This window comes from Streptomyces sp. NPDC007095, from assembly GCF_040634475.1.
In the GTDB taxonomy this organism is placed as follows: Bacteria; Actinomycetota; Actinomycetes; order Streptomycetales; family Streptomycetaceae; genus Streptomyces.
This window is the reverse complement of record NZ_JBEYFS010000315.1, coordinates 1-10,406: the sequence shown is the minus strand read 5'-3', so window position 1 is coordinate 10,406 and position 10,406 is coordinate 1. Positions and strand designations below refer to the sequence as shown.

Sequence of the window (10,406 nt, the reverse complement as noted above, 5' to 3'; positions counted from 1 at the left end):
GTTCGGTCCGTATCGGGGTAGGCGGCCAGGCGACGCGTCCGAGTTCAGCCACCGACGGGGGTCCGGGGCGCAGCCCCGGCGGGGTGGAAGGGGCAAAGCCCCTGGGATGGGTCGGGTAGGGGCGGCGGGGGCGAGGGCAAGCGCCGGTAAAGTTCGGCGTATGCGTGATCTCGGGGCGGGGTTCGGTTATCTCATACAGGGCCAGCGATGGGTGGCACGGCACGGGAAGCAGTACGGGTTCGGACTGCTGCCGGGCCTGATCACCCTCGTGCTGTACGCGGCAGCGCTCGTCACCCTCGCCCTGTACGGCGAGGATTTCGTCACCTGGTCCACCCCCTTCGCCGACGACTGGTCCAGCCCCTGGCTGGGTCTCTTCCGCGGCTTCCTCACCGCCGTACTCTTCGCCCTCGCCCTCCTCCTCGCCGTCCTCACCTTCACCGCCGTCACCCTCCTCATCGGCCAGCCCTTCTACGAGTCCCTCTCCGAGAAGGTCGACAGGGACGTCTCCCCGGACGGCACGGCCCCGGAGTCGGGCCTCCCGCTCTGGCGCGAGCTGTGGATCTCCGCGCGAGACAGCCTCCGCATCCTCGTGCGGGCCGCCGTCTGGGGCGTCCTCCTCTTCGCGCTCGGCTTCCTCCCGTTCATCGGCCAGACCGTCGTCCCCGTGATCGGCTTCTTCGTCACCGGCTTCTTCCTCACGGAGGAACTGACCGCCGTCGCCCTCCAGCGCCGAGGCGTCGACCTCCGCGACCGCCTCACCCTGCTCCGCTCCCGCAAGACGCTGGTCTGGGGCTTCGGCACTCCGCTGGGCCTCGCCTTCCTGGTCCCGTTCGTCGCCGTCTTCCTGATGCCGGGCGCGGTCGCGGGCGCCACACTGATGGCCCGAGACCTGCTGGACGAGGAAACGGGCGAGCCGGACGACGACCACGACCACCACGGCGGCCACGACAACCACGAAGAACGCGCCGCCGCGTGACCGAGACCCCCGCCGGCCCCGGCATCACCCCCGCGTCCGTCCCGTCCCCCTGACGGCCGACGCGCTCGCGTCCGCAGCCACCGTCACGATCGCCCGCACCTGGGCGATGATGTCCAGCCGGTTCTGAACGAACTCGGGGTCCGTGACCGTCCCCGTCGCCGGGTCCGTGTTGCCCGTGCCGAACTGCAGTACAGGTGTGTGGACATGCCCGCCGGGCAGGCTGTCGTGCAGTCCGAGGCGGTCGCGCAGCAGCGTCGCGCGGTAGGCGATCTCGTTGGAGAGGTAGTCCCCGCCGCCTCCGGCGCGCGCCGTCGAACCCGGAGTCGGGCCGTCGGGGCGCACGACCGGATCGGTGCCGCCCGCCGGGATCTCGGTCACCGAGGTGTGGTCGTACACGGGGAAGCGGCCCGTGGCCGCGGCCACGATCCGCGCGTACGGGAGCGTCGTCGACGTCCATTGCGGCTGCGAGGCCGGGTCGGTGACGGGGATCGTCTCGGTGCGGGAGACGTTCTCGTTGTCCGGGAAGCCGCCCCGCCAGGCCCCGTTGGTCCGTTCCACGTCGAAGCGCCCGACGCGGCCCTGGCTCACCGTGGTGAACAGATCCACGCGCGGGAGCTGGCGGCGCAGTGTCCGCTCCACCGTGCCCCCGGCGAAGTCCTGCCAGCGGACCGGGAACACGGCGGTCTCGATGCGCGCCGGGCCGTCCGCGGTCTGGATCGTCGTGCCGTCCAAGGCGAGGGCGGTGGCCCCGGACGGGTTGGAGATCCGGACGTCGCGGTCCAGCGTGAACGGGTCGAACCCGGTGAGCAGGATCCGCTTCACGCCCTTGGCGCGCGGATAGCGGATGGCGTTCTCGCCGCGCGAGTTCTTCTCCAACTTGGCCAGAAGTTCGGCGCGTTGCGTGTCGGTGAGGGCGAACTCCGGCTCCCACCGGCGCACTTCGCGCGTCATGCCCAGCCGTGTCCAGTACAGCGGCCGGTCGTCGTCCCGGCTCAGGTCACCGCCCGCCGGGCCCCGCCCCTGCGCCCGGTCGACGGCCCGCTGCCACAGCCGCGCCCCCTGCCGTACGACGACACGCTCGGCCTGCCCGAACGAGCCCGCCCGCTCCAGCGCCCGCGCGAACCCGGGCGCCACCGTGTCGAATCCGGAGCGCCGCAGGATCTCCTGGGGAGCGGCCTGGTCGAGGCGCTGTTCCTCGACGGTGGCGGGGGCCGCCGCTGTCGCCGACGCGGTGGGCGCCGCGGCCAGGCCGCCCACCAGGGCCAGTCCGAGTGCGCCTGCTCCGAGTCGAACGCGTATGTAGGTCAAGGGAGTTCGTGCCTTCCGTCGCCGTGGGGTGCTGCCGGACGGCCGCAGTATCGCGTGACGGAGGGGACGTGCGCCATGAGGTGTGGCACCGGCAGCCGAAGCGGCTGGGGCGGCGGGTGGCTCAGGTGGGCAGGTGGGTCGCCGCCTCCCGCAGTGCCCCCAGGAACGCCCGCGCCGCCGGTCCCAACGACCGGCCCCGCGCCGTCGCCGCGTACACCGCCCGCGCCGGCGCCTCCTCGTCGCGCACCGGAAGCAGCGCGATGTCCGGGCGTACGGACTCGGCGGCGAGCGCCGGGATCAGGGTCACTCCGAGCCCGGCGGCGACGTACCCCTGCTTGGCCGTCCACTCGGCCACGACATGCGCGACACGCGGGCGGAAGCCGTGCCGCAGGGCCGCGTCCAAGAGGGTGCCCTCGGGGTGCGGGGAGCCGGATATCCAGTCGGCGTCGGCGAGTTGGGGGAGGCGGACGGAGGACTCGGCGGCGAGCGGATGGCCGGCGGGGACGGCGACGTACAGGGACTCGTCGAGGAGGTGGTGCAGGGTGTACGGGTCCAGCGGGGCGCGGCCCGTCGTGGAGACGATCGCCAGGTCGAGGCCGCCCGCGGAGAGCCGCTCCAGGAGCACGGGCGTCAGGCCCTCCTCGCGGGTGAGCCGCACCCCCGGATGGCGCACGCGGAACGCGGCGATGGCACGGGGCACGAGCGCGGCGTCGGCCGTGGCGAACGCGCCGAAGCGCAGCCGGCCGCCCGCGACCCGCCGCAGCGCGGCCAGTTCGCGGTCCGCGCCGTGCAGCCGCTCGACCACCGCCTCGGCGTGCGGCACGAGGACCCGCCCGGCCTCCGTCAGCCGTACGCCCCGAGGAAGCCGGTCGAAGAGCGGGGCTCCGCCGAGCGCCGACTCCAGCGAGGAGATCTGCCGGGACACCGCGGACTGTGTCCAGCCGAGGGTCCGCGCGGCCACCGTGAACGAACCGTGCCGGGCGACCTCCAGGAAGACCCGCAGCCAGGTGGTGGAGAGGTCGGGTACGGCATGCGGGTTGGGCATGAGAGCCATGCTAGACATTCGCTTGTCGCATCACGTGGGCCCGCCTAGCGTCGAAGGCATGGAAAAGATCGCATTCCTCGGGCTCGGGCACATGGGCGCCGCGATGGCGCGCCGACTCCTCGCCGCGGGATTCCCGCTGACCGTCTGGAACCGCACCGCCGAGAAGGCCGAGCCGCTGGTCGCCGAGGGCGCCACCCTCGCCGCGTCCCCGGCCGAGGCCGTGAGGGACGCGGACGTGGTGATCACCATGCTCGCCAACCCGGCCGCGCTCGACACGGTGGCGGACGCCATCGTGCCGGAGCTGCGCCGGGGCACCACCTGGGTGGAGATGTCGACCGTCGGCCCCGACGTGGTCAAGGAACTGGCCGGCCGGCTCGGGGAGGGTGTGACGTTCGTCGACGCGCCCGTGGCGGGCAGCACGGACAAGGCGGCCGCCGGGCAGCTCGGCATCCTCGCGGGCGGCGAGCTGACGGGCGTCGGGCACGTGCTCGTCCATATGGGCACCGTCACCCGCACCGGCCCGCTGGGCTCCGGCGCCGCGCTCAAGCTCGTCGTCAACACGGCCCTGCTCGGCGGGGTCGCCCTCGTCGCCGAGACCATGGCCCTCGCGGACAAGCTCGGCATCGACGAGAAGGTGGCGCGTACCGCGCTCGCGAAGGGCCCGCTCGGTGGCGCCGTCGGACGCGCCTTCGCCGAGGACGTGCACTTCGCGACCGCGCTCGCCGCCAAGGACGTCGCCCTCGCCACGAAGGTCGCCGAACTCCCCGTACTGGACGCGGTGCTGGAGCACTACAAGCGTGCCGCCGCCGATCCCGCCGTCGCCGGCGCGGACATCGCGAAGGCCGTCGAGCACATCCGTCACTCCGCCTGAGAGGGCCGCCCATGCAGATCACGCTCGACAACCCGCCCTCGGCGCCGGGTCCCGCCAACGGCTACTACTCCCAGGTGGCCCGGGTCGAACTGCCGGACACGGGAGCCCTGTTGTACCTCTCCGGGCAGGTCGCGGACGGCGCCGACCTCACCGAACAGAGCCGCGCGGTCTTCGAGACCATCGACGCCCTGCTGGGGGCGCACGGGGCGGGCCTGGCGGACATCATCAACATCCGTACCTATCTGACGGACATCACCCAACTCCCCGCCTACGGTGCGGTACGCGCCCAGTACCTCACCGGCGCCCCGCCCACCAGCACGACCTTCGAGGTCTCCCGTCTCTTCAAGCCGGAAGCGCTCATCGAGATCGAGGTCGTGGCCGCCGTACCGGCCCCGCGTGACGCACACGGGCCGGAGTGATCCCTTCCGGGTGATACTGCCGCCCATGAAGGCAGTGAACCTGGGCGTCCTCTTCCTCATCGAACTCGGTGCCCTCGCGGCCGTCGGGTACTGGGGTTTCACCCGCGACGCGGCGACGCCGCTGACCTGGCTTCTCGGCCTGGGCGCCCCGGCCGTACTGATCACGCTGTGGGCGCTGTTCGGCTCGCAGAAGGCGTCGTACAAGACGCGCGGCGCGGTCCGCGTCGGTTTCGAACTGCTCTGGTTCGGGGCCGGTGTGGCCGCGCTGGCCTTCGCCGGGGTCTACGGGTGGGCGCTCGCCTTCGCCGCCGTCTGCGCGGTGAGCAAGGCGCTGGCCGTGATCTGGCACCAGTAGCGCAGACAGTGGCGCAGGCGCAGGCGCAGGCGCAGGCGCAAGGGCAGGCGCAAGCGCAGGCGCAGGCGCAAGGGCAGGCGGTGGCGGTGACGGCCGGGTTCAGTCCTCGCCGAGCAGCGCGAGAAAGTCCCGGAACGCTCCCGGCATGTCCACCGACTCCGGGTCCAGGAGCCACTGGAACTGGAGGCCGTCCATCACCGCCACGAGCAGCGGAGCGGTGCGCTCCGGCGTGAGCCCGTTCGGCAGCCGCTCCCCGTACTCGGCGCGCAGCACCGCCGCCATGCTCGCGCGCACCCGCGCGTACCGTTCGGTGAAGTACTCGCGCGCCGGGTGCCCCTCGGTGACGCTCTCGCCGAGCAGCGCCGAGAACGTCTGGATGATCCCGGGCCGCATGGCGTTGTACTCGACCAGTGAGGCGAGCAGGTCGACCCGCCACTGGGTGTCGGGCACGGCGTCCCACTGGTCCCGCTCCTTGAGCACCGCGACGAGCAGCGCGTCCTTCGTCGGGAAGTAGTGCAGCAGCCCCTGCTGGGTCAGCCCCACGCGCTCCGCGACCGACGCCATGCTCGCGCCCCGGTAGCCGCGCTCGGCGATCACCTCCAGAGCCGCCCGGACGATCTCGGCGCGCCGCTCCTCGCTTCTGGCCCTGGTGCTCATGGCGTCACCGTACGGCATGAGTACACCCGTAATGTAACGAAGAAATAACGAAACCTACTGCATTACAGGTATCGGATGCAGGATGGACGCGCAGACCGAATTCACGGGCTCACGGGCTCACGGGCTCACGGATTCGCGATTCACGGACTCAATGAGGAGGCACCGCGATGGCGGGAACGCGCACACCGGCCGACGAGGCCCGCGAGGCGGTCGTCGAGGCGGCCCTCGGCAAGCTCGACCTGGACACGAAGGCGAGGCTGCTCGCCGGGCAGGACATGTGGTCGCTGCCCGCGCTTCCCGAGATCGGGCTCAAGTCCCTCGTCATGTCCGACGGCCCGATCGGCGTACGCGGTGTCCACTGGACCGCCGACGACCCGTCGATCGCGCTCCCCTCGCCGACCGCGCTCGCCGCCACCTGGGACCCGGCCCTCGCCCGCCGGGCCGGCACCCTGCTCGCCCAGGAGGCCCGCCGCAAGCAGGTCCACGTCCTCCTCGCGCCCACCGTCAACCTGCACCGCTCCCCGCTCGGCGGGCGCCACTTCGAGGCGTACAGCGAGGACCCGTACCTGACCGGCGAGATCGGCTCCGGCTATGTCCAGGGCGTCCAGTCGGGCGGCGTCGGCACCACCGTCAAGCACTTCGTCGCCAACGACGCCGAGACCGACCGCTTCACGGTGAACAACCTGCTCTCCGAACGCGCCCTGCGCGAGCTGTACCTGGCCCCCTTCGAGGCCATCGTCGCCAATGCCCACCCCTGGGGCATCATGACCGCCTACAACACGGTCAACGGCACCACGATGACCGAGCACCACCACCTCGTGAACGAGATCCTGCGCGGCGAGTGGGGTTTCGACGGCTTCAACGTCTCCGACTGGACCGCGGCCCGCGCCACGGTCGGCGCCATCGAGGGCGGTCTCGACGTCGCCATGCCCGGCCCCCGGACCGTGTACGGGGAGGCGCTCGCCGCCGCCGTCCGCGCGGGCGAGGTCGAGGAGGCCAAGGTCGACGACGCCGTCCGCAACGTCCTGCGGCTCGCCGCCCGCGTCGGCATGCTGGAGGGCGCCGAGCCGGTCGTCACCGAACCGCCCCAGGCCGTGGACGGCGAGGCCCTGGCCCGCGAGATCGCCCGCCGCTCCTTCGTCCTCGTGCGCAACCAAGGGGCTCTTCCACTCGGGGAAGGGCACGGCGAAGGGCACGGCGAAGGGCACGCCGAAGGGCACAAGGTCGCCCTGATCGGCGCCGCCGCCCGCGACGCCCGCGTCCTCGGCGGCGGCTCCGCCACCGTCTTCCCCGCCCGGGTCGTCCCGCCCCTCGACGGCCTCACCGCCGCCCTCCCCGAGGGCAGCCTCACGTACGCCGTCGGCGCCGACCCGAACGAGGAACTCGCCGTCGCCGACAAGGGGTTCACCCTGCGGGCCGTCTGCCGTGACCGGGCCGGCACGGTCATCGGCACCGGCTCGGCCCCCAACGGCCAGATCCAGTGGACGGGTGACGACCTCCCCGAGGGCGTCACCCACGCCACCCTCCACAGCGTCGAACTGACCGGCACCTTCACCCCGCGCGAGAGCGGCACCCACACCCTCGGCATCAAGGGCATCGGTGCGTTCAAGCTCACCGTCGACGGCACGGTCCACTTCGACGACATCCAGCGCAGCACGAAGGACGACCCCTTCGAGGCGTTCTTCGCCGCCCCCGTCGAGCGCGCCCAGGTGGATCTCGTCGCCGGTGAGACGTACCAGGTGGCGCTGCGGCACGTCATCGTCGTCCCCGAGGGCGCGCCGCTGAAGGTGGTCGGCTTCGCGCTCGCCCACCTGGACCCGCGCCGCGACCCCGACGAACTCATCGCCGAGGCCGTCGAAGCCGCCCGCGCCGCCGACACCGCCGTCGTCGTGGTCGCCACCACCGACCGCGTGGAGTCCGAGGGCTTCGACCGCAAGGACCTGCGGCTGCCGGGCCGCCAGGACGAGTTGGTGCACGCCGTCGCCGCCGCCAATCCGAACACCGTCGTGGTCGTCAACGCCGGCTCCCCGGTCGAGCTGCCGTGGCGCGAGGAGGTGGCGGCCGTACTGCTCAGCTGGTTCCCCGGCCAGGAGGGCGGTGCCGCCCTCGCCGACGTCCTCACGGGCGCCCACGAGCCCGGTGGCCGGCTGCCCACCACCTGGGGCTCCCTGACGGCCGCCCCGGTCACCCAGGTGGTCCCGGCCGACGGTGAACTCCCGTACACCGAGGGCGTGTTCATCGGCTACCGCGCCTGGGAGAAGGAGGGCAGGACCCCCTCGTACGCCTTCGGGCACGGCCTCGGCTACACCGACTGGACGTACGAGTCGATCGAGCTCGACGGCGGCGACGGGGGTGCCGGTACGACGGCCACGGTCCGTGTCCGCAACTCCGGTGCGCGTCCCGGGCGCGAGGTCGTCCAGGTCTATCTGGCGCCCGTCGAGGCCGACGCCGAGCGTCCGGCCCGATGGCTCGCCGCCTTCGCGGGCGTCGAGGCGGGCCCCGGCGAGAGCGTCGACATCGTCCTCGTACTTCCGCGCCGGGCCTTCGAGGTCTGGGACGAGAACACCGGAGCCTGGGTGTTTGTGAAGGGTTCGTACGAGGTTGCGGCGGGTCGCTCGATCAGTGACCGTCGGGTCGCGGCGACGATTAACGTCTGACGCGGGACGAGTCCACCCAGAGCAGCCCCGGTCCGGAACCTGACATCCGGACCGGGGCTCGTCGGTTCTCGGCCACCTGTGGCAGACTCGCGGGCCGGAACACGCCGGTTCGGGGGAGAACAACGCATGTACCCAGGTCAGCAGCCAGGCCCGTACCCACCACAGGGGCCGTATCAGGGGCAGCAGCCCTACTACCCGCCTCAGCAGGGCCCGTACCCGCCTCAGCAGGGCTACCCGCAGCAGCCGCAGCAGCCGTACCAGCCCTATCCACCCGCCCCTCCCCAGTACCAGCAGCAGCCCCAGGTCCCCCAACAGCACCTGGGCGAGGGCGAGATGCGGCTGGACCCCGGCCTCACCCCCGACCAGCGACAGCTGGTGGTGCGCATCCAGCAGCAGGCGAAGACGTACGCGTACGGCTTCGTCCTCGGCATCCCACTGACCTTCGGCGGCGCCCACTACGGCATCACGCGGACACCGATCGGCTTCGCGGCCACGGCCGTCGGACTGGTCGCCGTGGCCGTCGGCCTCTTCGCCATGACACGGATGCGGGCCCTCAAGCAGCAGCTGCGCCTGATCACCCCGGACGCCTGGCGCTCCCCGGCCGCGCATCTGCCGGGTGCCCGTAAGGCCGCCACCCTCGCCGCGTACCTCAACGGCGTACTCGTCCTGCTGTCCTTCGGCGCCGCCGGCTATCTGCTCTACAAGGGCGCCGGATGGGGCGCGTACGGAAACTCGTTCGGCTTCGGCGCCCTGGTGCTCGGCGCGTTCATCCCGTTCGGCATGGGCATCGCCGCCGCCACGACGATCCCGCAGCTGCTGCGGGTGATCCCGGCCGGTGCAAAGGTCGGCCGGAGCCTGTACTCGATCATCATGGCGCTGGCCACCACCGTGCTCGTCGAGGGGATCAAGGGCAAGGCCCCGCTCCCCGCGCTGACCGGCGCCGTGGTGGTCGCGGTCTGCCTCGGCGCGATGACCCTGCTGGGCAGGGCCACCAAGCGGATGCGCGGCGAGAGCGTCTGACGGTCGGTCGCCGGCTACTGGCCGCGGACGCCGAACCCGTACACGGTCCGCGACCGGTACAGCCCGCCCGGCCGCAGTTCCGTGCTCGGGAACTGCGGCCGGTTGGGGGAGTCGGGGAAGTGCTGGGTCTCCAGCGCGACGCCGTCGCCGGGGGCGAAGGGGTCGCTCAGGTGCTCCGCGGTGTACAGCTGGAGCCCGGGCTCGGTGGTCGCGACGGTCAGCGTCCGTCCGGAGGACGGGTCGTGCAGCTCGGCGACCTCGACGGCGGTCTCCGTCAGCCCCTTGTCGAGCACGAAGTTGTGGTCGTAGCCGGCGCCGACCTTCCGCGCCGCGCGGAAGTCGAACCGCGTCCCGTCGACGGCGTCCAGCGCCCCGGTGGGGATCAGATCCGCGTCCACCGGCGTCAACCGCGAGGCGTCCAGCCGGAGTTCGTGGCCGCCCGCGTTGCCCGTACCGGCCAGGTTCCAGTACGTGTGGTTGGTCAGGTTCACCACGGTCGGCGCGTCCGTGACCGCCTCGTACGCGATCCCCAGCGCACCCGCCTCGTCCAGTGTGTACGTCACCGAGACCTCCAGACGGCCCGGGAAGCCCTCCTCGCCGTGCGGGGAGACCCGGGTGAGGCGCAGCCCGTGATCGACCGGCTCCGCGTCCCACACCCGCTTGTCGAAGCCGCGCTCCCCGCCGTGCAGGGAGTTGGGCGGGTTGTTCTGCGCCAGGTGACAGGTGAGGCCGTCGAGGAGGAAGCGGCCGCCGGCGATCCGGTTCGCGTACCGCCCGACCAGCGCCCCGAAGTACGGCCCCGTGTGCGTCAGATAGCCGTCGAGGTCGGAGAACCCCAGCACCACGTCCGCGCGCACCCCGTCCCGGTCCGGGACCTCGACCGACTGGACGATCCCGCCGTACGTCAGGATCCGCACCCGCACCCCGGCGCGCTCCAGCGTCCAGCGGTGGACCGTGGTGCCGTCGGGAAGAGTGCCGAAGAATTCGCTGTGCATGATCGAAAGCCTAGGTCCTGTCGTCAAATTCCCGTCGTCCGCCCGGAGGGCGGGCCCTGCGGCGTCAGGTGCGTGCTCTCGGCGTGCCGGGCACAGGCCCTCG

General features: G+C 72.4%; 10 protein-coding genes. 6 read left to right on the top strand and 4 right to left on the bottom strand.

The window, feature by feature from the left end:
* The first annotated feature begins 160 nt into the window (after positions 1-160).
* Positions 161-976, top strand: a complete 816-nt coding sequence (locus tag ABZ656_RS52745; RefSeq protein ID WP_360279175.1) for an EI24 domain-containing protein — start codon at positions 161-163, stop codon at positions 974-976.
* 24 nt (positions 977-1,000) lie between these two features.
* Here ABZ656_RS52745 and ABZ656_RS52740 read toward each other — a convergent pair whose 3' ends face one another.
* Entirely contained in the window at positions 1,001-2,284 is a 1,284-nt protein-coding gene (locus ABZ656_RS52740; RefSeq protein WP_360279172.1) for a pyroglutamyl peptidase, read from the bottom strand.
* A 121-nt stretch (positions 2,285-2,405) separates the two neighbouring features.
* A complete protein-coding gene (locus tag ABZ656_RS52735; protein WP_360279169.1) occupies positions 2,406-3,329 on the bottom strand; it encodes a LysR family transcriptional regulator in 924 nt (307 codons plus the stop codon).
* A 58-nt stretch (positions 3,330-3,387) separates the two neighbouring features.
* Here ABZ656_RS52735 and ABZ656_RS52730 point away from each other — a divergent pair, with 58 nt between their 5' ends.
* The 3 genes from ABZ656_RS52730 to ABZ656_RS52720 are packed head-to-tail and all read left to right on the top strand — an operon-like array spanning position 3,388 to position 4,974.
* Complete coding sequence (locus ABZ656_RS52730; protein ID WP_360279166.1) at positions 3,388-4,200, top strand: NAD(P)-dependent oxidoreductase; 813 nt, start codon at positions 3,388-3,390, stop codon at positions 4,198-4,200.
* A gap of 11 nt (positions 4,201-4,211) precedes the next feature.
* The gene (locus tag ABZ656_RS52725) at positions 4,212-4,619 is read left to right on the top strand and encodes a RidA family protein (protein WP_360279163.1); all 408 of its coding nucleotides are present in this window, start codon (positions 4,212-4,214) and stop codon (positions 4,617-4,619) included.
* A 25-nt stretch (positions 4,620-4,644) separates the two neighbouring features.
* The gene (locus tag ABZ656_RS52720; RefSeq protein WP_360279160.1) at positions 4,645-4,974 is read left to right on the top strand and encodes a YrdB family protein; all 330 of its coding nucleotides are present in this window, start codon (positions 4,645-4,647) and stop codon (positions 4,972-4,974) included.
* A 99-nt stretch (positions 4,975-5,073) separates the two neighbouring features.
* Here the strand turns inward: ABZ656_RS52720 and ABZ656_RS52715 are convergent, their stop codons facing one another.
* Positions 5,074-5,649, bottom strand: a complete 576-nt coding sequence (locus ABZ656_RS52715) for a TetR/AcrR family transcriptional regulator (RefSeq protein ID WP_095854879.1) — start codon at positions 5,647-5,649, stop codon at positions 5,074-5,076.
* Positions 5,650-5,798: 149 nt separating this feature from the next.
* On the opposite strand from ABZ656_RS52715, the gene ABZ656_RS52710 reads away from it, so the two are divergent.
* Together ABZ656_RS52710 and ABZ656_RS52705 are read left to right on the top strand one after the other, a co-directional pair.
* Positions 5,799-8,288 (top strand): glycoside hydrolase family 3 C-terminal domain-containing protein, encoded by a 2,490-nt coding sequence (locus ABZ656_RS52710; RefSeq protein WP_360279156.1) that lies wholly within the window; start codon positions 5,799-5,801, stop codon positions 8,286-8,288.
* A gap of 126 nt (positions 8,289-8,414) precedes the next feature.
* Complete coding sequence (locus tag ABZ656_RS52705; protein WP_360279153.1) at positions 8,415-9,308, top strand: hypothetical protein; 894 nt, start codon at positions 8,415-8,417, stop codon at positions 9,306-9,308.
* 14 nt (positions 9,309-9,322) lie between these two features.
* On the opposite strand, the gene ABZ656_RS52700 is transcribed toward ABZ656_RS52705, so the two are convergent.
* Entirely contained in the window at positions 9,323-10,303 is a 981-nt protein-coding gene (locus ABZ656_RS52700; RefSeq protein ID WP_101405369.1) for an aldose epimerase family protein, read from the bottom strand.
* Positions 10,304-10,406: the final 103 nt, after the last annotated feature.

Coding starts and splice junctions, on each gene's coding strand:
- ABZ656_RS52745 (WP_360279175.1), top strand. CDS start 161: ATGCGTGATCTCGGGGCGGGGTTCGGTTATCTCATACAGGGCCAGCGA.
- ABZ656_RS52735 (WP_360279169.1), bottom strand. CDS start 3,329: ATGCCCAACCCGCATGCCGTACCCGACCTCTCCACCACCTGGCTGCGG.
- ABZ656_RS52730 (WP_360279166.1), top strand. CDS start 3,388: ATGGAAAAGATCGCATTCCTCGGGCTCGGGCACATGGGCGCCGCGATG.
- ABZ656_RS52725 (WP_360279163.1), top strand. CDS start 4,212: ATGCAGATCACGCTCGACAACCCGCCCTCGGCGCCGGGTCCCGCCAAC.
- ABZ656_RS52720 (WP_360279160.1), top strand. CDS start 4,645: ATGAAGGCAGTGAACCTGGGCGTCCTCTTCCTCATCGAACTCGGTGCC.
- ABZ656_RS52715 (WP_095854879.1), bottom strand. CDS start 5,649: ATGCCGTACGGTGACGCCATGAGCACCAGGGCCAGAAGCGAGGAGCGG.
- ABZ656_RS52710 (WP_360279156.1), top strand. CDS start 5,799: ATGGCGGGAACGCGCACACCGGCCGACGAGGCCCGCGAGGCGGTCGTC.
- ABZ656_RS52705 (WP_360279153.1), top strand. CDS start 8,415: ATGTACCCAGGTCAGCAGCCAGGCCCGTACCCACCACAGGGGCCGTAT.
- ABZ656_RS52700 (WP_101405369.1), bottom strand. CDS start 10,303: ATGCACAGCGAATTCTTCGGCACTCTTCCCGACGGCACCACGGTCCAC.